The organism is Rhizobium sp. GN54, assembly GCF_021026345.1.
In the GTDB taxonomy this organism is placed as follows: Bacteria; Pseudomonadota; Alphaproteobacteria; order Rhizobiales; family Rhizobiaceae; genus Mycoplana.
The window spans coordinates 700612-726045 of sequence record NZ_JAJNCZ010000001.1; the positions used below are offsets into that span (position 1 = coordinate 700612).

23 protein-coding genes are annotated in these 25434 nt (G+C 67.1%); 17 read left to right on the plus strand and 6 right to left on the minus strand.

Annotated features, from left to right (window positions below; genetic code table 11):
- The first annotated feature begins 1 nt into the window (after nucleotide 1).
- The 3 genes from lepB to era all read left to right on the plus strand — a co-directional run bounded on the left by lepB (nucleotide 2) and on the right by era (nucleotide 2528).
- Complete coding sequence (gene lepB / locus LQK81_RS03345; protein ID WP_269064602.1) at nucleotides 2–772, plus strand: signal peptidase I; 771 nt, start codon at nucleotides 2–4, stop codon at nucleotides 770–772.
- The gene (gene rnc, locus LQK81_RS03350) at nucleotides 769–1482 is read left to right on the plus strand and encodes a ribonuclease III (protein WP_230803377.1); all 714 of its coding nucleotides are present in this window, start codon (nucleotides 769–771) and stop codon (nucleotides 1480–1482) included. Before lepB ends, rnc begins: the two co-directional genes overlap by 4 nt.
- Before the next feature lie 116 nt (nucleotides 1483–1598).
- Nucleotides 1599–2528, plus strand: a complete 930-nt coding sequence (gene era / locus LQK81_RS03355; RefSeq protein ID WP_230803378.1) for a GTPase Era — start codon at nucleotides 1599–1601, stop codon at nucleotides 2526–2528.
- Nucleotides 2529–2540: 12 nt separating this feature from the next.
- On the opposite strand, the gene LQK81_RS03360 is transcribed toward era, so the two are convergent.
- From LQK81_RS03360 to LQK81_RS03370, 3 genes are all read right to left on the minus strand, one after another.
- On the minus strand, nucleotides 2541–3512 hold the full coding sequence (locus tag LQK81_RS03360) for a glycerophosphodiester phosphodiesterase family protein (protein WP_230803379.1): 972 nt from the start codon (nucleotides 3510–3512) through the stop codon (nucleotides 2541–2543).
- Between the two features lie 85 nt (nucleotides 3513–3597).
- Nucleotides 3598–5976 (minus strand): putative bifunctional diguanylate cyclase/phosphodiesterase, encoded by a 2379-nt coding sequence (locus LQK81_RS26325; RefSeq protein ID WP_230803380.1) that lies wholly within the window; start codon nucleotides 5974–5976, stop codon nucleotides 3598–3600.
- Complete coding sequence (locus LQK81_RS03370; RefSeq protein WP_230803381.1) at nucleotides 5963–7018, minus strand: polyamine ABC transporter substrate-binding protein; 1056 nt, start codon at nucleotides 7016–7018, stop codon at nucleotides 5963–5965. Before LQK81_RS03370 ends, LQK81_RS26325 begins: the two co-directional genes overlap by 14 nt.
- Nucleotides 7019–7186: 168 nt before the next feature.
- Here LQK81_RS03370 and LQK81_RS03375 point away from each other — a divergent pair, with 168 nt between their 5' ends.
- Complete coding sequence (locus tag LQK81_RS03375; RefSeq protein ID WP_230803382.1) at nucleotides 7187–8440, plus strand: SAM-dependent methyltransferase; 1254 nt, start codon at nucleotides 7187–7189, stop codon at nucleotides 8438–8440.
- Between the two features lie 57 nt (nucleotides 8441–8497).
- On the opposite strand, the gene LQK81_RS03380 is transcribed toward LQK81_RS03375, so the two are convergent.
- Together LQK81_RS03380 and LQK81_RS03385 are read right to left on the minus strand one after the other, a co-directional pair.
- Entirely contained in the window at nucleotides 8498–8812 is a 315-nt protein-coding gene (locus LQK81_RS03380) for a type II toxin-antitoxin system RelE/ParE family toxin (RefSeq protein WP_230803383.1), read from the minus strand.
- Nucleotides 8809–9069, minus strand: a complete 261-nt coding sequence (locus LQK81_RS03385) for a CopG family ribbon-helix-helix protein (protein WP_230804407.1) — start codon at nucleotides 9067–9069, stop codon at nucleotides 8809–8811. Before LQK81_RS03385 ends, LQK81_RS03380 begins: the two co-directional genes overlap by 4 nt.
- Before the next feature lie 209 nt (nucleotides 9070–9278).
- Here LQK81_RS03385 and LQK81_RS03390 point away from each other — a divergent pair, with 209 nt between their 5' ends.
- Together LQK81_RS03390 and bla are read left to right on the plus strand one after the other, a co-directional pair.
- Nucleotides 9279–11588, plus strand: a complete 2310-nt coding sequence (locus LQK81_RS03390) for a Tex family protein (protein WP_230803384.1) — start codon at nucleotides 9279–9281, stop codon at nucleotides 11586–11588.
- Nucleotides 11589–11727: 139 nt separating this feature from the next.
- Complete coding sequence (bla, locus tag LQK81_RS03395; protein WP_230803386.1) at nucleotides 11728–12621, plus strand: BKC/GPC family carbapenem-hydrolyzing class A beta-lactamase; 894 nt, start codon at nucleotides 11728–11730, stop codon at nucleotides 12619–12621.
- A 38-nt stretch (nucleotides 12622–12659) separates the two neighbouring features.
- On the opposite strand, the gene LQK81_RS03400 is transcribed toward bla, so the two are convergent.
- Nucleotides 12660–13220 (minus strand): GNAT family N-acetyltransferase, encoded by a 561-nt coding sequence (locus LQK81_RS03400; protein ID WP_230803391.1) that lies wholly within the window; start codon nucleotides 13218–13220, stop codon nucleotides 12660–12662.
- A gap of 149 nt (nucleotides 13221–13369) precedes the next feature.
- Between LQK81_RS03400 and recO the strand changes: the two genes are divergently transcribed.
- The 11 genes from recO (at nucleotide 13370) to LQK81_RS03455 (ending at nucleotide 25359) form a co-directional block, all read left to right on the plus strand.
- Nucleotides 13370–14125, plus strand: a complete 756-nt coding sequence (recO, locus tag LQK81_RS03405) for a DNA repair protein RecO (protein WP_230804408.1) — start codon at nucleotides 13370–13372, stop codon at nucleotides 14123–14125.
- On the plus strand, nucleotides 14122–14631 hold the full coding sequence (locus LQK81_RS03410; RefSeq protein WP_230803393.1) for a PaaI family thioesterase: 510 nt from the start codon (nucleotides 14122–14124) through the stop codon (nucleotides 14629–14631). Before recO ends, LQK81_RS03410 begins: the two co-directional genes overlap by 4 nt.
- Nucleotides 14632–14734: 103 nt before the next feature.
- Nucleotides 14735–17653 (plus strand): DUF2339 domain-containing protein, encoded by a 2919-nt coding sequence (locus LQK81_RS03415; protein WP_230803395.1) that lies wholly within the window; start codon nucleotides 14735–14737, stop codon nucleotides 17651–17653.
- Nucleotides 17654–17756: 103 nt separating this feature from the next.
- Nucleotides 17757–18602: an MOSC domain-containing protein gene (locus LQK81_RS03420; RefSeq protein WP_230804409.1), complete on the plus strand. Its 846-nt coding sequence runs from the start codon at nucleotides 17757–17759 to the stop codon at nucleotides 18600–18602.
- Between the two features lie 119 nt (nucleotides 18603–18721).
- Nucleotides 18722–19954: an MFS transporter gene (locus tag LQK81_RS03425; RefSeq protein ID WP_230803398.1), complete on the plus strand. Its 1233-nt coding sequence runs from the start codon at nucleotides 18722–18724 to the stop codon at nucleotides 19952–19954.
- A gap of 171 nt (nucleotides 19955–20125) precedes the next feature.
- A complete protein-coding gene (nadA, locus tag LQK81_RS03430; protein ID WP_230803400.1) occupies nucleotides 20126–21205 on the plus strand; it encodes a quinolinate synthase NadA in 1080 nt (359 codons plus the stop codon).
- A 230-nt stretch (nucleotides 21206–21435) separates the two neighbouring features.
- Nucleotides 21436–23034, plus strand: a complete 1599-nt coding sequence (locus tag LQK81_RS03435) for an L-aspartate oxidase (protein ID WP_230803402.1) — start codon at nucleotides 21436–21438, stop codon at nucleotides 23032–23034.
- A gap of 92 nt (nucleotides 23035–23126) precedes the next feature.
- Entirely contained in the window at nucleotides 23127–23384 is a 258-nt protein-coding gene (locus tag LQK81_RS03440) for a type II toxin-antitoxin system ParD family antitoxin (protein WP_230803404.1), read from the plus strand.
- On the plus strand, nucleotides 23384–23743 hold the full coding sequence (locus LQK81_RS03445; RefSeq protein ID WP_269064603.1) for a type II toxin-antitoxin system RelE/ParE family toxin: 360 nt from the start codon (nucleotides 23384–23386) through the stop codon (nucleotides 23741–23743). The genes LQK81_RS03440 and LQK81_RS03445 overlap by 1 nt, the downstream gene beginning before the upstream one ends.
- Before the next feature lie 5 nt (nucleotides 23744–23748).
- Nucleotides 23749–24654 (plus strand): carboxylating nicotinate-nucleotide diphosphorylase, encoded by a 906-nt coding sequence (gene nadC, locus LQK81_RS03450; RefSeq protein WP_230803408.1) that lies wholly within the window; start codon nucleotides 23749–23751, stop codon nucleotides 24652–24654.
- 186 nt (nucleotides 24655–24840) lie between these two features.
- Nucleotides 24841–25359, plus strand: coding sequence for a superoxide dismutase family protein (locus LQK81_RS03455; RefSeq protein ID WP_230803410.1), 519 nt, complete (start codon nucleotides 24841–24843; stop codon nucleotides 25357–25359).
- The last annotated feature ends 75 nt before the right edge of the window (nucleotides 25360–25434 follow it).

Sequence of the window (25434 nt, forward strand, 5' to 3'; positions counted from 1 at the left end):
CATGGTTGCACAAGAGGACAAATCAGGCGTGACAGAGAAGACTAAGAAGGCCGAGAGCGGCCTGTGGGAAAACGTCAAGGTCATCATCCAGGCGCTCCTGCTCGCGGTGGTCATCCGCACCGTCCTTTTCCAGCCCTTCACCATTCCGTCGGGATCGATGATGCCGACGCTGCTCGTCGGCGACTACCTGTTCGTCAACAAGTTTTCCTACGGCTATTCGAAGTATTCGCTGCCGTTCTCGCCCGATCTCTTCTCCGGGCGCATCTTCGGAAGCGACCCGGAACGCGGCGACATCGTCGTCTTCCGCTTCCCGCCGAACCCGGACATCGACTACATCAAGCGCGTGATCGGCCTTCCCGGCGACCGCGTGCAGGTGCGCGACAGCGTCCTCTACATCAACGACAAGGCCGTGCCGCGCCAGCCGGCCGGCTTCTTCCGCGCCGACGGCCAATATGACAACGGCGAGAACATCCCGGTCTTCCGCGAGACGCTGGACAACGACGTCTCCTTCGATACGCTCGATACCCGCATCGGCACGATCGGCGACAACACCCGCGAGTTCATCGTGCCCGAGGGCCACTACTTCATGATGGGCGACAACCGTGACAACTCGGCCGACAGCCGCTTCGACGTCGGCTTCGTCCCGGCCGAGAACCTGATCGGCCGCGCCAGCCTGATCTTCTTCTCGCTCGGCAACGACACCGCCTTCCGCGAGATCTGGAAGTGGCCGACCAACCTGCGCTGGGATCGCCTGTTCAAGGTCGTCGAATGAAATCGGCCAAGCCGCTGAACGAGGAGAATCGCGGCCGTCTCGAGGCCGCGATCGGTTACGCCTTCGCAGCCAAGGACCGGCTCGACCGGGCGATCACCCATGCGAGCGCCCGGCCCGCCAAGGGCAGCAACTACGAGCGGCTCGAGTTCCTCGGCGACCGCGTCCTCGGCCTGTGCGTGGCGGAAATGCTGTTCCAGACCTTCCGCGAGGCGAGCGAGGGCGAACTGTCGGTGCGGCTCAACCATCTCGTCAGCGCCGAGACCTGCGCGAAAGTCTCCGACGATCTCGGCCTGCACCAGTTCATCCGCACCGGCGCCGACGTGAAGAAGCTGACCGCCAAGCCGATGATGAACGTGCGCGCCGACGTGGTCGAGGCGCTGATCGCGGCGATCTATCTCGACGGCGGGCTGGAGGCGGCGCGCGGCTTCATCCTGCGCAACTGGCAGGACCGGGCCAGAAGCGAGCACGGCGGCCGGCGCGACGCCAAGACCGAACTGCAGGAATGGGCGCACGCGAAGTTTTCGACCACGCCGGTCTACCGCATCGACGAACGCACCGGCCCCGATCACGATCCGCGCTTCACCGTGACGGTCGAGATTGCCGGCGCGGCACCCGCGACCGGCTCCGAGCGCTCCAAGCGGGCGGCCGAGCAGGCCGCGGCGACGAAAGTGCTGGAGCGGGAAGGTATCTGGCAGAAGCCGGAAGACTGAACCGCGGCCGGGGCAGGGGCGTCCGCCGGCCGAATGCCATTGGAAACGATTGAGTGCGGCCGCGACCTGTGCGCATCATGAGGTGCGGCGCGAGCAGCCAGAGAGACGGATTTGTCATGACAGAACAAGAAACCGAGGCCACCGAGGGCAGTGTACCGACCCGTTCCGGCTTCGTCGCCCTGATCGGCGCCACCAATGCCGGCAAGTCGACGCTGGTCAACCGGCTCGTCGGCGCCAAGGTCTCGATCGTCAGCCACAAGGTGCAGACGACCCGGGCGATCGTGCGCGGCATCGCCATCCACGACAATGCCCAGATCGTCTTCATGGATACGCCCGGCATCTTCAAGCCGCGCCGCCGGCTCGACCGCGCCATGGTCACGACCGCCTGGGGCGGGGCGAAGGACGCCGATTTCATCATGTTCCTGATCGACAGTGAGCGCGGCCTGAAGGGTGATGCGGAGACGATCCTGGAGGGACTGAAGGAGGTCAGGCAGCCGAAGATCCTGGTCCTGAACAAGGTCGACCAGGTTTCGCCGGAAAACCTCCTGACGCTGGCCAAGGCCACCAACGACGCCGTCGCCTTCGATCGCACCTTCATGGTCTCGGCGCTGAACGGCTCGGGCTGCGACGACGTCATGGACTATCTGGCCAAGGCCCTGCCGGAAGGCCCGTGGTACTATCCGGAAGACCAGATCTCCGACCTGCCGATGCGCCAGCTCGCAGCCGAGATCACCCGCGAGAAACTGTTCCTGCGCCTGCACCAGGAGCTTCCCTATTCCTCCCACGTGGAGACGGAGAAATGGGAGGAGCGCAAGGACGGCTCGGTCAGGATCGAGCAGGTGATCTATGTCGAGCGCGACAGCCAGAAGAAGATCGCGCTCGGCAAGAACGGCGAGGCGATCAAGGCGATCTCCATGGCCTCGCGCAAGGAGCTGTCGGAGATCCTCGAGCAGCCGGTGCACCTCTTCCTGTTCGTCAAGGTCCGCGAGAACTGGGGCGACGACCCGGCGCGCTTCCGCGAGATGGGCCTCGAATTCCCGCAGTGACGGCGGACGGCGTCACTGCTGCTGCGGACGCAGGAGTGGCGCCGTCTCGACGATCCGGTTCGTCCAGATGTAACCGGGAAAGGGGGAGGGCAGGGCCGCCACGTCCTCCGGCCAGTCGACGCCGGCATTGGCGTCGCCACCATAGGGGCCGAACACCACCACCTCGCTGCCGGCCTCCTGCATGCGCTGCACGAACCGGTTCGGCCAGCCCCACAACAGCCAGGCATAGTTCTGCGGCACCGGCACGATCGTGTCGCGGCAACTTTCGGGGACGAAACCGATCCAGCCGGTGGCGAGATAGCCGAGCAGGCAGGATTTGGCCGATGCGGCGGTAAATCCCGACAGGCCGTCGATCTGCGCCAACGCCGCCTCGGTCGGCTCGCCGCCGCCATAGACGGCCCAGATCGCCGGTCGCCAGTCCGGCCGCGCCTGCAGGAGCGCGGCGAGTGCCTCGCCTTCCTCTGCCCGTCGGCTCTTGAAATTGACGATGAACCGGCCATCCGGAAACGCCTCAAGCACATCGTCGAGCGTCGGCATCAGCCCGACGCCCTTGCCGCGGAAGGGGAAGGTCTTGCCGCCGTCGGCAGTGTAGCCATAGCCGATGTCGAGCCCCTTGAGCACCGCCATCGAGGTCTCTTCGGTGACGCCCCTGCCGTCCGTTCGGCAGTCCAGCGTCCAGTCGTGGAAGACGGCGAATTTCTTGTCCGGCGTGAGGTGCACGTCGAGTTCGACGACGTCGGCGCCGGCGTCGAATGCGGCCCGCATGCTGTCGATGGTGTTTTCCAGATAGGGATTTTCCGGCGGCAGGATCCGTGTCGCGGTGCAGGTGTCGTTGTCGATACCGCCCGGGGAAAAGATCTGGTGGACGCCACGATGGGCGATGAGCCGCGTCTCGCCCTCCGGCATGTCCGCAATCAGGTTCGAATTGAAGGACCACACGAGGAGGCCGCAGCCGCCGAGGTACAGAAGGACATTTCGGAACATCACTCGTCTTTCGTGATCTATGAAACACGCATGACGTGCAGCGCGAATCGGCGAAATTGCGGCAGGTGGCCCGAAATCGGCCGCCTCATGCCCGGCTAGACTTGCGTCCCTTTGCGGGCGCCTTCGCGCCGGCATTCTCACGCGCCTGTTCGAGCAGCCGCTGCATCGCCCAGATGCCGAGATCGTCGACGGTGCGCGGCTCGCTGATCAGGTAGCCCTGGTAGAGGTCGCAGCCCGCAGCCGCCAGCAGCGACATCTTGTCCGTCGTGTCGACGCCCTCGGCCACCACCTGCATGTCCTGCGCGTGGCAGAGCGCGATCAGCGCGCGCAGCGTCGGCAGCGCTGCCGCATTCGTCAGGCTCTCGACGAGCGCCCGGTCGAGTTTGATCGTCTCGGCCGGATAATCGATGATCTGCTGGACCGAGGTGTAGCCGGCGCCGAAGTCGTCGATGGAGATGCGGAAGCCTTTCGACCGGAGCATATCGATGTTGCGCTGCGACTGGTCGCCGAGCTTGACGGCGAAGGTCTCGGTCAGCTCGATCTCGATCGAGCGCGCCTCGAGCGTGTGCCTTGCCAGCGCGTCGCTGAACCGATCGGCGATCGACCGGTTATAGAGCTCCGCCGAGGAGATGTTGATGCAGAGGATGGTCTCCGCACCGAACAGCTGCTTGATCCGGTGGCAATTGGCCATCGCCGTGTCGATGACCCAGGAATCGATCTTGCTGAACAGGCCGGTGGTTTCCGCGATCGGGATGAACTCGTCCGGCGTGACCCTGCCGAGCAGGGGCGACGTCCAGCGCAACAGCGCCTCGCAGGCCGTCACCTTGCCGCGGCCGTCGACGATCGGCATGAAGACGAGGTGCATCTCGTCGTCCGGGTTCATCGCTCGCAGTTCTTCCTCGATCAGCCGCTGCCGCGTCCGCGTCTCGTGCAGCGAGCGCGAATAGCGCGCCGAGCCGTTCTTGCCCTGCGCCTTGGCCTGGTACATGGCCGCATCCGCATTGGCGAGCAGTTCCGGCAGATCGGCCGCATCCTCCGGGAACACTGCGATCCCGATGCTGGCGGTGACCGGATAGGACTGTTCGAGCACCTCGAAGCCGCCGTCGAACAGCCGCACGATCGCCTCGGATATCTCGCTGACGGTGCCGTCGCCCGGATGCGACTGCACCATGATCGCGAACTCGTCGCCGGACAGACGCGCCACCAGCGCATCCGGCAGCACGCGGCGCTCCGTCACCGCCTTGACGCGCATCTCCAGCCTCGCTGCGAGCGTCGTCAGCAGCTCGTCGCCGACCTTGTGACCATATTTGTCGTTGACGAACTTGAAGTTGTCGACGTCGATGAAGAGCAGCGTGCAGCCGGCGCTGGAGGCGCGCGCCACCTCCAGGATCTCGGTGGAGCGGGCATTGAAATGCGCCCGGTTGGAGATGCCGGTCAGCGTGTCGGTCCAGGATGCCGTCCGCACCAGCCCGAAGGATTCGACCGCATCGTCGTGAAGCTGCTTCATGTTCATCGAAAGCCGGCCGATCTCGCCGAGCTCCTCGACCGGCATCAGCTCGCTGCGCTGGCCGGACATGACGTCGGTCAACTGCCGGTCGAGGCGCGCGATCGGATTGGTGATGAACCGGCGCACCAGCAGCAATACGAGGCCGATGGTGAAGAGGCTGAGGCCGATGGCGCCGACCGCGAGCAACGCCTTCAGGTTCGTCAGCTTGTCCTCGACATGGCCCTGCTGCGGCGTCAGGCGCGCATAGAGCGCCGGGCCGAGCCTGGCGGTGGCGGACACGGCCCCCGCTGCCGTCAGGGGATGCGTCGAGATCTCGACCTCGGCACCGTACTCCTGCTCGAGCTTCGCCTTCATTTCGAGGAACTGGCGAGGACGCACGGCCGTCTGGATCAGGATCGAGCTGGCCTTGGCGCTGGAGACCGGGCGGTTGAAGGTGTGCTGGTCGAGAAATTCCGAATGGACGATCAGCGGCTCGGCACCCTCCGGCTTCAGATAGGTCCAGTCGGAGAGCTTGGGGCTTTCAAACAGCCGCCGCGCATGCTCGACCTGCACCTTCGGAATTTCCGCGAACGGATCGTCGCTGTTCTCGTAGTAGTAGTCGATCGACAGCGGCGGGCGGATGACGGTCAGCGAGACGAAGCGGGTCGGATCCTCCGACAGCGATCTGATGCTCTGCTGCATCATCACGCCGATGGCGTTCGAGCGGTAGCTGGCATCCGGTTCGTTGACGAACAGCCGCACCGCCGTCCCTTCGACCAGCGAATAGATCAGGCTCCTGTTCTGCGTCACGTCGTTCTGGAACACCGCGTCGAGCAGGCCCAGCTGCTGCCACAGGCGCGCTCGTTCGAGCGCCCGGATGGAGTCGCTCTGGCTCATGTAGAGCAGGGTGGCGGCGACGACATAGCCTGCGAGGACGACCGGGAAGATGAGAAGGAAGGCGCGCTTACCGAGTGTCACGGAACTGGACCAGGCTGCTGATGATGCGACGGCGGGATTGCACCGAGGAAACGCTCAGTTCCTCCTGATACTGGCTCTTCGCCAGGATTTCGGGTGCGGTGTAGATTTCGGCGTTCTCCCGCATGTCGGCGGGGATGAGGTCGAGAGCCGCCCGGTTCGCGGTCGGCATCTTGAGGGCGATGGCGTTGCGCGCCGCACTTTGGGCGCCGGCGATGTGGTTCAGGAGATCCGTTGCTGCCTCGCTATGCTTGGAGCGGGTGCTGATCGCCATGCAGTCGAGCCAGAAGAGCGTCCCCTCGGACGGCACGGCATAGCGCCACAGCCGCTCCTTGCCCGTCATTTCGTTCAGGACGTGCTGGTCGCCGCTGTAGCCGAGCGCCATGTGCACGCCGGGGCCGACATCCGGGTTCTGGATCGAGGTGATGACGTAGTCGTAGGTGAGCACGTAGGGCGCCTGCGCCTTCATCGTCTGGAAGGCCTCCCGCAGCGTCGGCTCGTCGTTCGCATTGATCGACTTGCCGAGCAGGATCAGCGCCGGCACGAAGGCCTCGTTGTGGTCGTCGAACATGGCGATGTGGCGCCGCAGCGGTTCGCCGGGCTTCATCAGATCGGCCCAGGAGGTCGGCGCCGTGGCGACGGCGTCCGACCGGTAGAGGACGCCCATGGTTCCCCAGAGATAGGGCACGCCGTAGCCGCCGCAGCGCCTGGTCCAGCTTTCGTCGTACTCGCTGAGCGAGGGAAGCGTGTCGGGCGAGAGTGCCTTCAGGATGCCGCGGTCGCCGAAGAGTTTGGCGCCGTTCTCGCCGGTGACGACGAGATCGATGTCGCTGCTGGGATTGGACAGAACCTCGTCGCGCGCGTCGCCGCTGTCGTAATAGGTCTGGTGGACGTCGATGCCCGTCCGCGCCGTCCAGTCCGACAGGATCGACGGATCGATATAGGCCTGCCAGATCAGGAGATTGATCGTGCCGGCGGCCTCCGCAGGCGCCGACGTCGACAGGGCGGCCGCCGCTGCTGCCGCCATCAGCATGGATCTTCGCATCCGCAAGCCCCGCGTTGCATCAAGAAGGGCAGGATAGGCAGCAAGAATTGAGGAACTGTTACGGGGAAACCGCACGTTGCGCCTATCTCGGCTCCGGTGCAGCTTGCGTCGCGCCAGCAGATCGCTAGGCTCGCCTTCGCATCGATGCCGAGGGCAGGGGAACGACAGATGGCTTCCGACTTTTCCGCAATGCTTGGCCGCGTGATCAGGACCGGCCAGTTGCAGGTCGTCGACGCGGCGGGGAGCGTGGTCACCTATGGCGACGGCACCGGCCGCCCCTTGCGCATCCGCCTTGCCGACGACGCCGTGGGGGGCGAGATCGCCGCCGACCCGGCGCTGAAGCTCGGCGAGGCCTATATGGACGGGCGGCTGGTCGTGGAGGAGGGCGACGTCTTCGAACTGCTTTCCCTTCTGCGCCGCAACGGCATCCGCCGCGCCGCCACGCCGGGCCTCAAGGCGAAGGCGGTGCTGAGGCTGCTGGCCTATCAGGTCTCCGCCCGCGTGCCCGTCAACCACAACCGCCGCAACGTCGCCCATCACTACGATCTCGACGCGCGGCTGTTCGATCTCTTCCTCGACCATGACTGGCAGTATTCCTGTGCCTATTTCGAGCCGCGCGGCATCTCGCTGGACGAGGCGCAGACCGCCAAGAAGCGGCACATCACCGCAAAGCTCCTGCTTCAACCGGGCCAGCGGGTGCTGGAGGTCGGCTCCGGCTGGGGCGGGCTCGGCATGTACATGGCCGAAAGCTCCGGCGTCGACGTCACCGGCATCACGCTCAGCGAGGAACAGCTTGCGGTCTCGCGCGCACGGGTCGCCGGGCGCGGCCTGTCCGATCGCGTCCGCTTCGAGCTGACCGACTATGTCGACCTGAAGGGCGAGTTCGACCGCATCGTTTCCGTCGGCATGTTCGAGCATGTCGGCCTTGCCAATTACGGCAGGTTCTTCAAGACGATGGCGCGGGTTCTTAAGAAGGAGGGCGTGTTCGTCCTGCACTATATCGGACGGGTGAAGCCGGCCCGCGCCATCAATCCGTGGATCGAGAAATACATCTTTCCCGGCGGCTACCTGCCGGCCCTGTCGGAGGTGCTGCCGTCGATCGAGCGCGCCGGTTTCCTCGTCAAGGACATCGAGATGCTGCCGATGCACTATGCCTGGACGCTGAAGGCCTGGCGCGAGCGCTTCGTCGCCCGCTGGGACGACGCGGCCAGGCTCTACGACGAGCGCTTCTGCCGCATGTGGGAGTTCTATCTCGCCGCCATGGAGGCCGCCTTCCGCCACGACCGCCTGCCGATCATCCAGCTCCAGCTCGCCCGCCACCAGGACGCCGTGCCCTACGCCCGCGACTATATCGGCGAGGCCGAGACCCGCCTACGCGCCTTCGAAGCCGCCCGCCCGCCGCTGGAGCCGGTGCGGTTCTGAACGTCGCCGCGACAGCCGCCGGGTAGCCAGTTGCATCGCCGGGGCGCGAACATGGCGTCAGCTCTCGAAGTCGAAGTCATCGTCAATTGGGAGACCCGGCGGTCGCTGCCGCCCGTGCCGTATGGCAAGAATGACGATCGTTGATGCACGAATTTCGTAGTCGAACAGATACGAGCCGAGGACGAATCGCCGGACGCCCGGAAAAGGCAGATCATCCGGCGCATGTCCCAATTGGGGAAAGCGCGCCAGCTCCTGTTGCAGCCGCCTGAGGCTATCGCGAAACTCAAGGGCCGTGCGCGGGCTTCGTGCCATGAGGTACGAAGCTTCCGTCTTCACATAGTCCCTGGCGTCCGGCGACAGGACGACCTTCAAGCAGCCGCACCCTTGATGATCGCATCCAGCTCTTCGATTGCCTCGTCAAGGTCGCTGCCGCGTCCATCGTCGATGTCCCGGCGGGCTTTTGCCAGCGCAACGATCTCCCGCCCCTCGGCAGCGAGATAGGACTTGAGCGCCCGAACGACGACCCAACTGCGGCTGCGTTCGCAGACGGCGGCGATCTCCTCGATCTCGGCCAGCACATCCAAGGGCAGACGCATCGTGATCGGATCGGACAATTCCCGTTCTGACATCGTTTTTGCCTCCGTTTGTAATACAAATCTAGTTCGGACCATCCAAATCGTCAAACAGGTCCTTTCCCGGCATTCACTCATAACTGTGGACCCGGCCCGGTCCGGTGATTGGCGGGCGGGCGGTGGCGCACTATGGTCGCCGCCCGCCGCAGCGTTTGACCGGCAACGGTCGTCATCGTCTGCGCGCAATCATCGCATAGGAGACGTTCATGGCCGCCACCCCGCTCAAGATCGCCAACATGATCGCCGCCGAGATCAAGGCGAATGCTGCGCAGGTCACCGCGGCTGTCGGCCTGCTCGACGAGGGGGCGACCGTGCCCTTCATCGCCCGCTACCGCAAGGAAGTGACCGGCGGGCTCGACGATACCCAGTTGCGCACGCTCTCCGAACGGCTCGTCTATCTGCGCGAACTGGAAGCCCGTCGCGCCGCGATCCTCGATACGATTGCCGGCCAGGGCAAGCTCACCGACGAGATTTCGGCCAAGATCGCCGCCGTCTCCACCAAGGCCGAGCTCGAGGACATCTACCTGCCCTTCAAGCCCAAGCGCCGCACCAAGGCGGAGATCGCTCGCGAGCGCGGGCTCGGGCCGCTGGCCGAGCAGATCCTTGCCGAACGCGAAAAGGTGCCTGCGGAGCTTGCCGCCAGCTTCCTCTCCGCCGACGTGCCCGATGCCAAGACAGCACTCGAGGGTGCGCGCGACATCGTCGCCGAACAGATCACCGAGAATGCCGATCTTCTGAAGCGGCTGCGAGAGTACATGAAGGACAATGCCTGGCTGCGCTCGCGCGTCGTCGACGGCAAGAAGGAGGCGGGCGCCAAGTTCTCCGATTATTTCGAGCACACCGAGCGCTGGTCCGGCGTCCCGAGCCATCGGGCGCTCGCCATGCTGCGCGGCTGGAACGAGGAGGTGCTGTCGGTCGATATCGTCGTCGACCTCGACAACACCGATGCCGTCAAGCCCGTGGAGCGCATCATCGCGTCCTTCTATGCACTCGGCCAGAAGCCGGGCGACAAGTGGCTTTCTGACGTCATCGGCTGGACCTGGCGGGTGAAGCTCTCCATGTCGCTGTCGCTCGACCTGATGCGCGAGATGCGCGAGCGCTCCGAGGAAGAAGCGATCCGCGTCTTCGCCCGCAACCTCAAGGACCTGTTGCTCGCAGCCCCCGCCGGCACCCGCGCCACCATGGGCCTCGATCCGGGCATCCGCACCGGCGTCAAGGTGGCGGTCGTCGACAACACCGGCAAACTGCTGGAGACGACGACGGTCTATCCCTTCCCGCCGAAGAACGATATCCGCGGCACCCAGGCCGAACTCGCCGCCCTTGTCCGCAAGCACAAGGTCGAGCTGATCGCCATCGGCAACGGCACCGGCAGCCGCGAGACGGAGAAGCTGGTCGCCGACATGCTGGCGCAACTGCCGGCGCCGAAGCCGACCAAGGTGATCGTGTCCGAGGCCGGCGCCTCGGTCTATTCGGCCTCGGAAACCGCGGCCGCCGAGTTCCCGAACCTCGACGTCTCGCTGCGCGGCGCCGTCTCCATCGCCCGCCGCCTGCAGGATCCGCTGGCCGAACTCGTCAAGATCGAGCCGAAGTCGATCGGCGTCGGCCAGTACCAGCACGACGTCGACCAGGGCCGCTTGTCGCGCTCGCTCGACGCCGTGGTCGAGGATGCGGTGAACGCCGTCGGCGTCGATCTCAACACGGCGTCGCCGCCGCTGCTCGCCCGCGTTTCCGGCCTCGGCAGATCGTCGGCCGATGCGATCGTCGCCCACCGCGATGCCAACGGCCCGTTCCAGAGCCGGCAGGAACTGTTGAAGGTCTCCCGCCTCGGCGCGCGCACCTTCGAGCAATGCGCCGGCTTCCTGCGTATCCCGAACGGCAGGGAGCCGCTCGACGCGTCCTCCGTTCACCCGGAAGCCTATGGCGTCGCCAAGAAGATCGTCGCCGCCTGCGGTCGCGACGTGCGCGCCCTGATGGGCGATAGCGCGGCGTTGAAGACGCTCGACCCGAAGCTCTTCGTCGACGATCGCTTCGGCCTGCCGACGGTGAAGGACATCCTGGCCGAGCTGGAGAAGCCCGGCCGCGACCCGCGCCCGGAGTTCCGGACCGCGACCTTTGCCGACGGCGTCGACGACATCAAGGACCTCAAGCCCGGCATGCTGCTGGAGGGCACGGTGACGAACGTCGCCGCCTTCGGTGCCTTCGTCGACATCGGTGTTCATCAGGACGGGCTCGTCCACGTCTCCCAGCTCGCCGACCGTTTCGTCAAGGATCCGCATGAGGTGGTCAAGGCCGGCGACGTGGTGAAGGTGCGGGTGACGGAGGTGGACGTGCCGCGCAAGCGCATCGGCCTTTCCATGCGCAAGGACGGCGGCGCGCCCGCCGCCCGCGACAACGGCCCGCGCAACGATCGCAACCAGCCGGCGAAGCCGAAGTCCGGCCAGCCGGCGCCCAGGCAGCAGGCGCCTGCGCAAGGCGCGTTCGGCGCGGCGCTGGCGGAGGCGATGAAGCGGAAATAAGCCCAAGTTTTCCTAATGGCTGCCGACAGAAATCGTCGTTTGCCCCGATCTGCTTCATCACCGATAGTCGCGGTGTGGGCGGGCTCAAACGAACCGGCGATGCTAGGCAGGCCGGTGTCCGACAGACAGGAAATTTGACATGACGATCACGATTTCACGCCGGCAGGCCATGGCCGGCGCACTCTTTGCCATTCCCGCGGTGTCCGCGCTCTCAGCCGGCGCCAGCGCCGCCGCCGGCGGCAATTTGGAAGCGCGGCTTGCCGAACTGGAGGCCAGGCACGATGGCCGCATCGGCGTTGCCATACTAAATCTCGCGACGGGCGCCCGGCTCGGCCACAGAACGGATGAGCGCTTCCTGATGTGCAGCACCTTCAAGGCGCTGTTGGCGGGACATATCCTCGCCCGGGTGGACCGGGAAGAGGAAACGCTGGACCGGCGTATCGTCGTGCGCGAGGCAGACCTCGTGGACTGGTCGCCGGTAGTGGAGAAGAACGTCGGCGCAAGAGGCATTTCGATTGCCGAGCTTTGCGAGGCGACGATCACGCTCAGCGACAACGCCGCCGCCAACCTGCTGCTCGCGGCCTCCGGCGGGCCGCAGGCGGTCACCGGCTTCCTGCGCGGCTTCGGGGACGGGGTGACGCGCCTCGACCGTACGGAGCCGGCCCTCAACTACCACGAGAGCCCGGACGACGAGCGCGACACCACGACACCGGCCACGATGGTGGAGACGCTGCGCAAGCTGATCTTCACCGACGTGCTGTCGGCGCGCTCGAAGGCGCAGCTCGCGGCCTGGCTGGTGATGAACAAGACGGGCGACACGCGGCTGCGCGCCGGCTTCCCGGCCGACTGGATGACGGCCGACAAGACCGGCACGAACGGCGACAGGGCCGGCAACGCCAATGACGTCGCCGTGGCCTGGTCGCCGGATCGCGGCGCCGTCATCGTTGCGGCCTTCTGCGAAATACCGGGCATTTCCGGCGACGAGCGCAATGCCGTCATCGCCGAGATCGGGCGCATCGCGGCCGAAGTCTGATCTGCGGGGGCGCCGCTGCCGTCGCGGCGGCGTCCCGTTCAGCGCAACGCCAGCCGCATCAGCACCCGGTTGGAGGAGGGGCGGTCGATGGCGTGAAAGCCGGCCCGACGGAACAGCGCCTCGGTCCCCACCTGCCGGTCGGCGTTGCCCGTCCTTCCAGCGAGCGGAAATCCCTCGATCGCGGTGGCGCCGCTCCGCCGGGCGAGCTCGACGGCTGCGGCCAGCAGCAGCCCGGAGATCGCCTGGCCCCTTCGCTCCGGCCGGACGAACAGGCACGGGACGAGCCAGACTGCGGCGTCCTCCGCCCTGTCGGTGGCCTTCAGGGTCGGCGTCTTCACCGCGCGGGCATAGCGCGCCCGCGGCCCGGCGGCCACCCAGCCGACCGGCTCGTCGTCGTCGAAAGCAAGGAGGCCGAGCGGCAGCGGCGAGGTCTCGCCGTGTGCTTCGAACGCGGCCCTGTTCGCCGCCGCCCCGCCGGCATGGAAGTCCTTCACCCGGCGGATGAACCACATGCACCAGCAATGGGCGGCCGAGCGTTCGCCGGAAAGAAGCCGGCCGAAGGCTTCCATGTCGCGCTGCGCCAGCGGGCGTACCTGCATCGTCGTCCGTCGCTCCGTCTTCGTCGCCCGAAGTCTGACCGAAGGCGGGCAGGATGACCAGCCCGACCGCCGGCGGCGGCGATCCCGTCGCGACCCGCGCCGCGCTGCATCGCTTGCCGAACCGCCCTGCCGGGGGTAAGGCTTTGCCCATGCAGTGGACCGATGAGGCAATCGTGCTCGGCGTGCGCCGCCATGGCGAGACATCCGTCATCGCGGAGATGATGACGCGCAGCCATGGCCGCCATCTCGGCGTGATCCGCTCCGGGCGATCGCGCACCATGCAGCCGGTGCTCCAACCCGGCAACACGGTGGAGGCGACCTGGCGCGCGCGCCTCGACGAGCACATCGGCGAGTATCGCGTCGAGCCGCTGGAACTGCGGGCGGGCAGGCTGATGGAGGCGGCAATCGCCGTCTATGGCGTGCAGGCGATGGCGGCACTCCTGCGTTTCCTGCCCGAGCGCGACCCGCATCCGCACCTCTTTGAAATGTTAGGCGTGATCCTGGACCACCTCGAAGATCCCGCCGATGCCGGCGAGCTTTTTGTCCGCTTCGAGCTGGCGGTGCTGGAGGATCTCGGCTTCGGTCTCGATCTTGCCCGCTGTGCTGCGACCGGCGAGGCGGACGACCTTGTCTTCGTCTCGCCGAAATCGGGCCGGGCCGTCTGCCGTACCGCCGGCGCCCCCTGGGCCGACCGGATGCTGGCGCTGCCGGTCTTCCTCGGCGCGGGCGGCAGCAGCGCCGCCGACGGCCAGGCGCTCTCCGACGGCTTCCGGCTGACCGCCTATTTTCTCAACCGGCACGTCTGCGAGCCGCGCGGGCTCGAACTTTCGAGCGCCCGCGACGGCTTCGTCCAGGCGACGCTCAAGGCGCTTGCCGCCGCCAATCCACCGGAGACCGTTTCATGAATGTCGAACTCTATCCGGGCCTTGCCGTCTCGGGCATAGGCACGCTGCCGCTCGACGTGGTCGCGCGCGACGGCGGGCTGAAGGTGATGCAGGCGATGCTTGAGGGGCTGCTTCCGGCGCCGCCGATGGCGCAGACGCTGAAGTTCGGCATGACCGAGGTCGAGGAGGGCAGGGTGGTCTTCAAGGGCCTGCCGGACGAAACCCATCTCAATCCGCTCGGCACCGTCCATGGTGGCTGGACGGCGACGATCATGGATTCGGCGCTTGGCTGCGCCGTGTTCTCGGCGATCAGTCCGGGCGAGGCCTATACCACGGTCGAGTTCAAGGTGAACCTCGTGCGCCCGGTGCTGCCGGGAATGGGCGAGGTGACGTGCGAGGGCCGGCTGGTGCATCGCGGCCGCACCATCGCCACCTCCGAGGCCTGGCTGCGCGACGGCGCCGGCAAGCTGCTCGCCCACGGCACCGAGACCTGCGCGATCTTCCCGATCGCCAATCTCATGCGCTGATTGCAATCCATTTTTAAAAAGCCGGCATGCGGGTTAGGGTTGTGCCGGATCGTCCGGCGCAGGGCGACAGGCAGGCGCTGGCGGAAGGATCAGGCGGAGAGATATGGCGGAAATACTGGCTCTGGTCGCCATCGTGCTCGCGATCGCCGCGATGAACAGGAATGGCAAGAACACGGCGAAACTCACTGAAGAGATTCGCAAACTTCGCCAGGAACTCGACACGATCAGGTCCGGCGGCACCGTGCTTGCCGCGCGTCCCGCCGAGGGCGGCGAGGCGCTCGCGTCGGGACTCGCGGAAGCGAGCCCGGGCGACGCGGATGAGGCGACCGCCGAGCCGCCGTTCCCGAGCCCGTGGCTGCGCGCGCGCGCAACGGTTGACGAGGCCGGGAGCGCGACGGAGGCGGCGACGCCCGAAACCGCCGCTGCCAGCGCCGAAGCGCTCGCCGCCGCTGTGAACCCGCCGGAGCGAGAGAGCCTGGAAAGCCGGATCGGCGCACGCTGGGCGGTCTGGGTCGGCGGGCTGGCGCTCGCGCTCGGCGGCGTCTTCATGGTCAAGTATGCGGTCGAGAGCGGCGTCCTGAGCCCGGCCGTCCGGCTGGCGCTGGCGGCCCTGTTCGGCCTCGTGCTCGTGGCGGCCGGCGAGGTCATCCGCAGGCGCGGGCAGCCGGCGGAAGCCGTCCCCTTCGGCAACGCGATGATCCCCGGCGTGCTGACAGCGGCCGGCGCACTGACGCTGTTCGGCGTCACCTATGCCGCCCACGGCTTCTACGGCTTCATCGGCGCGCCCCTGTCGTTCCTGACGCTGGCGGCCATCGCGCTGGCGACGATCGCGCTGTCGCTCCTGCACGGGCAGGCGCTCGCCGGCCTCGGCCTGCTCGGTTCGATGGCGACGCCGCTTCTCGTCTCCACCGCCGAACCCGATCCCTGGCGCCTGTTCGCCTATCTTTCGATCGCCTGGCTTGCGACGGCGGCAGCCTCGCGCCTGCGCCGTTGGCGGGCCGTGCCGGCGCTCGCAAACGTCGCCATCGGCCTGTGGGCGCTGATCTACCTCGCTGCGGCCGAGCCCATCGAGACGCTTCCGGTGACGCTGGCGCTCCTTGTCGTGCTGGCCGGTGCAGCACTGCTCTGGCCGGGCGGCGGCATTGACGGCGCCGCGGCGACAGACCACCCCGCCGGCGCGGGCAGTGAGACCGCGGTGCCGGACGGGGAAGCCGGGCACACCGACGCCGCCGTCGCAGACAGGATCCCCGCGGCCGCCGCGCCCGGCGCCGGGAGCCGCAGTGCCGTATCCCGCTGGCGGCGGGTGCTGGCGCCCGCCTTCCTGGCCGTCTCCCTCAGTGCGGCGCTGGCCGTGTCCGTCCCGGCCATCGTGCTCGCCTTCCTGCACCCTTTGCCGCTCTCCGCTGCGGCGGCCTTCGTGGCCCTGGTCCTGGCGCTGGCCGTGCTCGGGGCAGGGCGGTCGTGGGCGCTCTATCCCGCCGTCCTCGGCAATCTCTGCGCCCTGGCCGGAACGATGGTGCTGGCGGGGATCTCCGGCCGGCTGGCGCTGGGGGCGCTGGTCGCACTGCCCGGGCAGCCGGATTTCGATACCGCGGTGCCGGTCGCCGCAGGCGCCGGCCCGGTCGACCTGATCCTGCTTCTGGCCGCGGGCCTGTCTGTGGCCGGCGGCGGCGCGATCTGGCTGTGGAAAGACAGGGCGCCCGCCCATGCGGCGCTCGGCGGCGTGCTGATGGCCGTCTTCCCGGTGGCGATTGCCACGGTCAGTTTCCTCGCCTTCGGCAATCTCACCTTCGACCTGCGGCACGGCCTGTTCGCGCTGGTGCTGGGGCTCGCCTATCTGGGCGGGGCGGAGGTCCATTCCCGGAGCGTTCCGGAAGGCCGCGCACCGGTGCCGCAATGGACGCTCGTGGCGGGCGGCTTCGCCTTTCTCGTGCTCGCGCTCTTTGCATGGACGGACGGGCTGGCAACGACGCTGCTCGTCGCCGTCCTCGGCTTCGCCATGGTGCTTGCGACGCGAGTGCGGCCGTGGGCGGTCCTGCCGTGGATGATGGCGGGTGCGGCCCTTGTCGTTGCCGTCCGCATCGGCTGGGAGCCGACGATTGTCGGCGCTGCGAACCTGTCGAAGACGCCGGTCTTCAACCAGTTGCTGCCCGGCTACGGCATTCCGGCGCTGCTGCTTGCAGGGGCGGCCTGGCTGCTTCGTCGCTGGCCCGGCGAGCGGGTGCGAAACCTGCTGCAGGCGCTGGCCTGCCTGTTCGTCCTGCTGGCCGTCGCCATCCTCGTCCGTCACGCCATGAACGGCGGCGTGCTCGACAGCGCGGCCCCGACGCTCGGCGAGCAGGCGATTTACACGCTTCTCGCCGCCGGCGCCTCCGCCGTCCTGATGACCTTCGACCTGAAGCAGCCGAGCCCGGTCTTCCGCTACGGGTCGATGGTCATAGGCGTGCTGTCGATGCTGTCGATCCTGTCGGCGCACTTCTTCGCGCTCAATCCCTATTTCAGCGGCGAACTGACCGGCCGCTGGCCGTTCTTCAATCTGCTCCTCATCGGCTACCTGCTGCCCGGTCTCGCCTTTGCCGGCCTTGCCTGGTATGCGCGCGGCAGGCGCCCGGCGACCTATGTGACGCTGCTGGCGCTGACCGGCGCCCTGCTCGTCTTCGCCTGGGTGACGCTGTCGGTCCGCCGCTACTGGCACGGGGAAGGCATCGCCAGCTGGAAGGGCTTTCTCGAGGGCGAGACCTATACCTACTCGGTCGTCTGGCTGCTGCTTGGCGTGGCGTTGCTGGCGCTCGGTTCGCGCTTCGCGGCCAGGAGCCTGCGCCTGGCCTCGGCGGCGCTGGTGCTGATCGCCGTGGTCAAGGTGTTCCTGGTCGATATGTCCAACCTGCAGGGCATCCTGCGCGCGCTCTCCTTCATCGGCCTCGGCGCCGTCCTGATCGGCATCGGCCTGTTCTACCAGCGGATCCTGTCCGCAGGTACGGGCATCGAGACATCGCGCCAGCCGGAGCCGCCCCCGCAGTAGCACACGCGCCCTGTTCCGGCCGGCGCCGAAATCGGCTAGAGCATGTTGCGCAACGACACACGAGGATCAGGACATGGCGACCCATAACGCGAAGGCGGAAGACATGACGGTCGCCGGCTTGAACATCCACCCGCTGAAGAGCGGCCGCGCCATCCCGGTGCAGGCGGCGTCGGTCGGCCTCGACGGTTTCGTCGGCGACCGCCGTTTCATGGTGACCGAGCCGGACGGGCGCTTCATCACCCAGCGCGAATTGCAGGCGCTGGCCCAGGTCGAGGCCCATCCGATGGACGGCACCGTTCGCCTTGCCATGAACGGCCGCGAACTGGTCCCCGCCTTCGACGCCGGCCGCCGCCTTCCGGTCACAGTCTGGGACAGCGCCGTCGACGCAGCCCTCGCCGACGAGGCGGCGAATGCGACGCTGTCGGACTGGCTCGGGCGCGAGGTGCGGCTGGTCCACATGGACGGGCAGGCGAGCCGCCATGTCGGCGAGAAATGGGCCGGCAATCCGGTGCCGGTCGGCTTTGCCGACGGCTTTCCGGTGCTGATCACCACCACCGGCTCGCTTGCCGACCTGAACCGGACGCTGGCCGAGAAGGGCCAGGAGCCAGTCGGCATGGACCGCTTCCGCACCAATATCCTGGTCGAGCACGACGGCGCCTGGGACGAGGACCTGTGGGAAGCAGTCGAGATCGGCGGTATCGTCTTCGATCTCGTCAAGCCCTGCGCCCGCTGCATCATGACCACGCAGGACCAGATCACCGGCGAGCGCATCGGCGGCAACCCGATCCAGGGGCTCGCCGAAAAGCGCATGTCGGCCGACCGCAGCGTCGCCGGCGTCCTGTTCGGCTGGAATGCCGTGCCGCGCGGCGAGGGCGAACTGCGCCTCGGCGATGCGGTCAGGGTCCTGGGTGAGCGGACCGATCGCTGGCCGATGAAGGTTCGCGCCTGAGGCGGGTCGCCGGCGTCCTGGCATCCATCAAGGCCGTTGATGGATCGCCGCAAATTAATTCACTTTCTGACATGGGTCGGCGCGGTTATCTTCGCGGCTGACCAACCGGAGCAGAGCAGATGTCCGCCCCCACCTCGACCCTGGCCGCAGGCCGCGCCCACATGCCCTGGATGATCATCGCGGCGGGATCGATCGTCGCCATGCTGACCTTCGGGCCGCGCTCGGCCATGGGCTTCTTCCAGTTGCCAATGCTGCAGGATACCGGCTGGGACCGCACCACCTTCGGCCTCGCCATGGCGATGCAGAACCTCTGCTGGGGGCTCAGCCAGCCGATCTTCGGCGCCATCGCCGACAAGTACGGCACCTGGCGGGTGCTCGCCATGTCCGGCGTCATCTATGCCTGCGGCCTCTTTCTGATGTCGCTCGGCGGCGCGCCCTGGACGCTGCATGTCGGCGGCGGCGTGCTCGTCGGCCTCGGCGTCGGCTCCGGCTCCTTCGGCATCGTCCTTTCCGCCTTCGCCCGCAACGTCACGCCGCAGCAGCGCTCCATGGCCTTCGGCCTCGGCACGGCCGCAGGCTCCGCCGGCATGTTCCTGTTCGCGCCGCTGAGCCAGGGGCTGATCTCGGCGCTCGGCTGGTCGGACAGCCTTGTCGTGCTCGGCGCGCTGATGCTGCTCGTGCCGCTGTTTGCGATCCCCCTGCGCGGCAATTCCGCGTCCGGCATCCAGCGGGAGGCGGAGTTCAAGCAGACCGTCGGCCAGGCGCTTTCGGAAGCCTTTGGACACCGGAGCTATCTCCTGCTCGTCGCCGGCTTCTTCGTCTGCGGCTACCAGGTCGCCTTCATCACCGCCCATTTCCCCGCCTATATCGGCGATATCGGCATTGACGCGCGCTATGCGGTCATCGCGCTGGCACTGATCGGCTTCTTCAACATCATCGGCTCGCTTGCCTCCGGCGTCATCAGCCAGCGCTATTCCAAGCCCTATTTCCTGGCATACATCTATCTCGCCCGCTCCGTGGCGGTCGCCGCCTTCCTGCTTCTGCCGCAGTCGCCGCTGTCGGTCATCATCTTCGCCATCGTCATGGGGCTCCTGTGGCTTTCGACCGTGCCGCCGACGAATACACTGGTGGTGATCATGTTCGGCACGCGCCATCTCGGCCTGCTCGGCGGCGTCGTGTTCCTGTCCCACCAGGTGGGCTCGTTCCTGGGGGTCTGGATGGGCGGCTATCTCTACGACCGCTTCGGCACCTACGATCCGGTCTGGTGGTTCGGTGCAGCGCTCGGCATCTTCGCGGCCGTGGTCCACTGGCCGATCCGCGAGCAGGCGGTCGCCCGCCCGGCCGCGGCCTGACGACGCATACTGCGCGGTGCGGGCAAAAATGTCCGCGCCGGCTCCTTGCAAACTGTCACAAAACTTTCTAAATCACCCGGGCCGGCCTTGCCGGTTTTATTTGGCTCCAGTTATGCTCAATGTGAGCAAATAGGGGCGCCGCCGATGGGCGGACAGTCAAGGGAGGGGTTCATGACCCAGCTTGCCACCGGTTCGAGTGCCGCACGGGAGGCCGCGCCGCTTTCGGCCGCCGAGCGCTTCGGCGTCGTCGACATGCCCGATCTCGCCTTCACGCCCGCCGTGGCCCGGGAGACGGAGCATCTCTACGAGCGGGTGAAGCAGTTCATCCCGGCGATCGAGTGGCCCGTCTATGCGCCCTACGTCCATGCCATCAACCGGCTGAAGAAGGAGCGCGGCGCGGTCATCCTCGCCCACAACTACCAGACGCCGGAAATCTTCCACTGCGTCGCCGACATCGTCGGCGATTCGCTGCAGCTTGCCCGCGATGCGACCAAGGTCGATGCCGAGATCATCGTCCAGTGCGGCGTCCACTTCATGGCCGAGACGTCGAAGCTGCTGAACCCGGAAAAGACCGTCCTCATTCCGGACGCGAAGGCCGGCTGCTCGCTGTCGGAATCGATCACCGGCGCCGACGTGCGCCTGTTGAAGCAGCGTTATCCGGGCGTCCCCGTCGTCACCTATGTCAACACCTCCGCCGACGTGAAGGCCGAGACCGACATCTGCTGCACCTCCTCCAACGTGCTCGCCGTCGTCGAGAGCCTGGAGAGCGACACGGTGCTGTGCATCCCCGACGAATACCTGGCGATGAACGTCGCCCGCCAGACCAACAAGAAGATCCTCACCTGGAAGGGCCACTGTGAGGTGCACGAGCGCTTCACCGCGGCCGAACTGCTGGCCTACAAGGAGGCCGATCCTTCGATCGAGATCATCGGCCATCCGGAGTGCCACCCCGACGTGATCGCGGTCTGCGACTTCTCCGGCTCGACCGCCGGCATGATCAACTACGTCAAGGACAACCGCCCGCCGCGCGTCCTCCTCGTCACCGAATGCTCGATGGCCTCCAATATCCAGGCCGAGGTCGAGGGTGTCGATTTCATCAAGCCCTGCAATCTCTGTCCGCACATGAAGCGCATCACGCTGCCGAAGATCCTGGAGAGCCTGGTGAGCATGACGGACGAGGTCCTGGTCGATCCGGCGATTGCCGCCCGCGCCCGCCTCGCCGTCGAGCGGATGGTGAATTTGAAGCAGTGACGTGGGGACATCCCGCGCAAACAGTTTGGAGAGAGGCCGCATAACTGACCGTTCCGCCATATCCTTGACCTTGGCCGGCTTGGCCCCTCATCCCCCTGCCGGGACCTTCTCCCCGCAGGCGGGGAGAAGGAGCAAGGCGGCGCGCCCATCGCTCCTCGCCCCGCCTGCGGGGAGAGGATGCCGGCAGGCAGGTGAGGGGCGGTCGTGAGCGCGCGGAGGAGGAATAGGACATGCCATCGGAGAGTTTTCGTCCCCAGTCCTGGAATGCCATCGATGACATCGTCATCGTCGGCGGCGGGCTCGCCGGCCTGTTCTGCGCGCTGAAGCTCAGCCCGCGGCCGGTGACGATCCTGGCGGCCGCGCCGATCGGGCAGGGAGCCTCGTCGGCCTGGGCGCAGGGCGGCATCGCCGCCGCGATGAGCCCCGGCGACACCTTCGACAAGCATGTGGCCGATACGCTGGAAGCCGGCGCCGGCATCGTCGACGAGAAGATGGCGCGCTCGATGGTCGCCGAAGGCCCGGCCCGCATCGCCGACCTGCTCGAATACGGCGTCCCCTTCGACCGCGATCTCGAAGGCAAGCTGCTGCTGTCGCGCGAAGCCGCCCATTCCGAGCGCCGCATCGTCCGCGTTCGCGGCGACATGGCCGGCAAGGCGATCATGGAGGCCCTGATCGCGGCCGTCCGCAACACCCCCTCGATCCGCGTACTGGAAGGCTATGTCGTCGAGGAACTGGTGCGCGAGGGCCGTTTCGTCTCCGGCGTCGTCGCCCGTCCCGATGCCGGCCAGTCGAAGAAGCGCGTGCATTTTCCGGCGCGCGCCGTCGTGCTCTGCTCCGGCGGCGTCGGCCATCTCTATGCCGTCACCACCAACCCCTGGGAGGCCTGCGGCCAGGGCATGGGCATGGCGGCCCGCGCCGGCGCCATCATCGCCGATCCGGAATTCGTCCAGTTCCATCCGACCGCGATCGACATCGGCCGCGATCCCGCGCCGCTGGCGACCGAGGCGCTGCGCGGCGACGGCGCCCATCTCGTCAATGCGGCCGGCCACCGCTTCATGCCCGATATCCATCCCGACGGCGAACTCGCCCCCCGCGACATCGTCTCGCGCGGCGTCTTCGCCGAGGTCCAGGCCGGCCGCGGCGCCTTCCTCGATTGCACCAGGGCGGTGGGCAAGCACTTCCCGGAGATGTTCCCGACCGTTTACGCCTCCTGCATGGCTGCCGGCATCGATCCGGTGACGCAGCCGATCCCGGTCGTGCCGGCAGTGCACTACCACATGGGCGGCGTGCTCACGGACGCGGAGGGCCGCACCTCGATCGACGGCCTGTGGGCGGCGGGCGAGGTGACCTCCACCGGCGTCCACGGCGCCAATCGCCTGGCCTCCAACTCCCTGCTCGAGGCGGTTGTCTTCGCCGGCCGCATCGCCGACAACATCAAGGGCATGCTGCCCGAACCCAAGACTGGCGACTGGGGCCAGAACGCCGGCGAGAGCGACGACCTCGTCACGCTGGAGGACAGCCCGGCGCTGACCCGGCTGCGCCGGCTGATGAGCGCCCATGCCGGCGTGATCCGCAGCCGGGAAGGGCTGGCCGAGGCGATCGGCATGATCGCCACGCTGGAGCGCGAGAACACCCGCATGCGCTTCCACAACATCGTCACCACCGCCAAGCTGATCGCCGCCGGCGCCTACCTGCGCGAGGAAAGCCGCGGCGGCCATTTCCGTGCCGATTTCCCCGAACAACGCGCCACTTGGCGGCACCGCACCTACATGACGCTCGAAGACGCCGACCGTCTGGTCGCCGAACTCTCCGAGACGAAAGCGGCGTAAAGTGTGCAACGACGGGGTGTTTGGATCAGGGATTGTCAAAAATTGACAACGGTTCGCGCAAGCGTAGAATTGATGGCAAGGAGACAGAAGCCATGCCGACTCTGAATGTGAGCCTGACCCCGGAATTCTCGGATTTCATTGAAGAATCCGTCGCGAGCGGTTCCTATGTCTCCGCCAGCGAGGTCGTGCGCGAAGCCCTGCGGATCATGCGCGACGACCGCGACAGCGAGGCGGTGAAGATCGCCGTCCTGCGCAATGCCGTGGAGACGGGGCTGGCCCAGTCGCGCCGCGGCGAGCTTTCAGACCGCTCGGTTCGCGATATCTTTTCCGCCGTCGCTGATGGTGAGTGATGGCGTGGCGGCTGACGAAGGAGGCAGAGCGGGACCTGATGGAGATCGCCCGCTACACGATCACGGCCTTCGGACCAGACCAGGCGATGCGATATGCCGCCCTCATCGAGAAAGGGCTTGATATGCTTGCCGAAAACCCGTTGCGAGCAGCCTCGCGCCCGCGCGGCGAACTGGCCCCGGATGTCCGATCCTTCCATCTTGCGCAGGCCGCAGCGTCGCGGCATGCCGCCGCCCACATTGTCTATTATCACCTCGCCCGCGGCAGCCGGGATCTGGTCGTGCTCCGTATCCTCCATGAACGGATGGAACCGAAGACGCGGCTTTCCGATGCCAAGCGGCGAGACAAAACGCAGGAATGACCACGATGACCAAGGCCCATCTTCCCGTCCTCTCGCCGCTTCTCGTCGAAGACCAGGTGCGGGCCGCGCTCAATGAGGATCTCGGGCGCGCCGGCGACATCACCAGCCAGGCGACGATCGCGCCCAAACTCTCTGCGACCGCGGAACTGAACGTCCGCGAGGACGGCGTGATCGCCGGGATGGCGCTCGCCGCCGCCGCCTTCCGGCTGATGGATCCGGCGATCGTCTTCGAGGCTTTCGTTGCCGACGGCGACCGGGTCGCGCCCGGCACGGTGCTGGCGCGGGTGAGCGGACCGGCGCGGGCCATGCTGTCGGCCGAGCGCGTCGGCCTCAATTTCCTCATGCATCTGTCGGGGGTCGCGACCTACACCGCCACCTTCGCCGACGAGATCGCCCACACGGCGGCAAAGGTCTGCTGCACCCGCAAGACCATCCCCGGCCTGCGGGCGCTGGAGAAATATGCCGTGCGCATGGGCGGCGGTTCCTCGCACCGCTACGGCCTGGACGATGCGATCTTGATCAAGGACAACCATATCGCCGTCTCCCGCGGCGTCGCGGGCGCGGTGCGCGCGGCGCGCGCCTTTGCCGGCCACTTGGTCAGGGTCGAGGTCGAGGTGTCGACGCTGGAGGAACTGGAGGAGGCGCTGGAAGCGTCGCCCGACGTGATCCTGCTCGACAATATGGGGCCGGAACTCCTGCGCCGCGCCGTCGAGATCAACCGCGACTGCGCCGGCCTGTCCGACGAGGCCTACCCGGCCGACCCGCGGCGGGTGAAGCTCGAGGCATCCGGCAACGTCAACATCAAGACGATCCGCGCAATCGCCGAAACGGGCGTCGACTACATCTCGACCTCGAAGATCACCATGGCCGCCCCCACGCTCGACATCGGCCTCGACATCGCGGTCGGCTGAACGGCAATTTCTGCCCGCCTTGCGGAACACGCGGCGGACGGGTGAGTTGATATCCTGACACCATGTCCGAGGCACGTCGCGATCGTCCGTCTGGATGAGCGCCTGTGCCTTGGACTTAGTTTCTGCCCCGTCGTCGCAGGACCACGGTACGGTTTTGCGCGACCTGCATTCGATGGAAGGACCGTCATGACCCGACTTGCCACCGCAACGCTCGCCGCCGCACTGCTGTGTGCCACCGCCGCCACCGCCACCGCCCAGGACAGCAATACCGCGCAGGCGAACTTCCTCGGCCTCGGCGGGACGGAAAGCGGCCGCGCCACGCTGACCGAGAGCAATGGCGGCGTGCTGTTCGAGATCGAGCTGACCGGCCTGCCGCCGCGCAAGTGGGTGGCACTGCATATCCATGAGACCGGCGCCTGCGACCCGACATCGTCGCACGAATCCGCCGGCGGGCACTTCAATCCGGACGAGAAGGAGCACGGCTTCCTCGCCGCCGACGGCCCCCATGCCGGCGACATGCCGAACCAGTATGTCGGAGACGACGGCGTCATGCGCGCGCAGGTCTTCAACGGCATGGTGACGCTGAAGGAGGGCGACAACGGCATCCGCGGCCGCGCCATCGTCATACACGCCGGCTTCGACGACTACCGCACCGCCCCCGCCGGCGGCGCCGGCGACCGCCTGGCCTGTGCGGTGATCCAGTAGTAGCGAACCGCCTGTTCACTCCGACAGCAGGCGCGCCGGCAAGGTTCGCCATTCGTTTGCGAGCCGTGCTACTGA

What these genes read in the sequence shown, in the direction of transcription:
- LQK81_RS03435 (WP_230803402.1), top strand. Translation starts at nt 21,436, where the DNA reads ATGCCATCGGAGAGTTTTCGTCCCCAGTCCTGGAATGCCATCGATGAC.
- LQK81_RS03410 (WP_230803393.1), top strand. Translation starts at nt 14,122, where the DNA reads ATGAATGTCGAACTCTATCCGGGCCTTGCCGTCTCGGGCATAGGCACG.
- LQK81_RS03400 (WP_230803391.1), bottom strand. Translation starts at nt 13,220, where the DNA reads ATGCAGGTACGCCCGCTGGCGCAGCGCGACATGGAAGCCTTCGGCCGG.
- recO (WP_230804408.1), top strand. Translation starts at nt 13,370, where the DNA reads ATGCAGTGGACCGATGAGGCAATCGTGCTCGGCGTGCGCCGCCATGGC.
- LQK81_RS03440 (WP_230803404.1), top strand. Translation starts at nt 23,127, where the DNA reads ATGCCGACTCTGAATGTGAGCCTGACCCCGGAATTCTCGGATTTCATT.
- LQK81_RS03420 (WP_230804409.1), top strand. Translation starts at nt 17,757, where the DNA reads ATGACGGTCGCCGGCTTGAACATCCACCCGCTGAAGAGCGGCCGCGCC.
- LQK81_RS03445 (WP_269064603.1), top strand. Translation starts at nt 23,384, where the DNA reads ATGGCGTGGCGGCTGACGAAGGAGGCAGAGCGGGACCTGATGGAGATC.
- nadA (WP_230803400.1), top strand. Translation starts at nt 20,126, where the DNA reads ATGACCCAGCTTGCCACCGGTTCGAGTGCCGCACGGGAGGCCGCGCCG.
- LQK81_RS03375 (WP_230803382.1), top strand. Translation starts at nt 7,187, where the DNA reads ATGGCTTCCGACTTTTCCGCAATGCTTGGCCGCGTGATCAGGACCGGC.
- era (WP_230803378.1), top strand. Translation starts at nt 1,599, where the DNA reads ATGACAGAACAAGAAACCGAGGCCACCGAGGGCAGTGTACCGACCCGT.
- LQK81_RS03455 (WP_230803410.1), top strand. Translation starts at nt 24,841, where the DNA reads ATGACCCGACTTGCCACCGCAACGCTCGCCGCCGCACTGCTGTGTGCC.
- LQK81_RS03415 (WP_230803395.1), top strand. Translation starts at nt 14,735, where the DNA reads ATGGCGGAAATACTGGCTCTGGTCGCCATCGTGCTCGCGATCGCCGCG.
- lepB (WP_269064602.1), top strand. Translation starts at nt 2, where the DNA reads ATGGTTGCACAAGAGGACAAATCAGGCGTGACAGAGAAGACTAAGAAG.
- LQK81_RS03425 (WP_230803398.1), top strand. Translation starts at nt 18,722, where the DNA reads ATGTCCGCCCCCACCTCGACCCTGGCCGCAGGCCGCGCCCACATGCCC.
- LQK81_RS03385 (WP_230804407.1), bottom strand. Translation starts at nt 9,069, where the DNA reads ATGTCAGAACGGGAATTGTCCGATCCGATCACGATGCGTCTGCCCTTG.
- LQK81_RS03390 (WP_230803384.1), top strand. Translation starts at nt 9,279, where the DNA reads ATGGCCGCCACCCCGCTCAAGATCGCCAACATGATCGCCGCCGAGATC.
- LQK81_RS03360 (WP_230803379.1), bottom strand. Translation starts at nt 3,512, where the DNA reads ATGTTCCGAAATGTCCTTCTGTACCTCGGCGGCTGCGGCCTCCTCGTG.
- LQK81_RS03370 (WP_230803381.1), bottom strand. Translation starts at nt 7,018, where the DNA reads ATGCGAAGATCCATGCTGATGGCGGCAGCAGCGGCGGCCGCCCTGTCG.
- bla (WP_230803386.1), top strand. Translation starts at nt 11,728, where the DNA reads ATGACGATCACGATTTCACGCCGGCAGGCCATGGCCGGCGCACTCTTT.
- nadC (WP_230803408.1), top strand. Translation starts at nt 23,749, where the DNA reads ATGACCAAGGCCCATCTTCCCGTCCTCTCGCCGCTTCTCGTCGAAGAC.
- rnc (WP_230803377.1), top strand. Translation starts at nt 769, where the DNA reads ATGAAATCGGCCAAGCCGCTGAACGAGGAGAATCGCGGCCGTCTCGAG.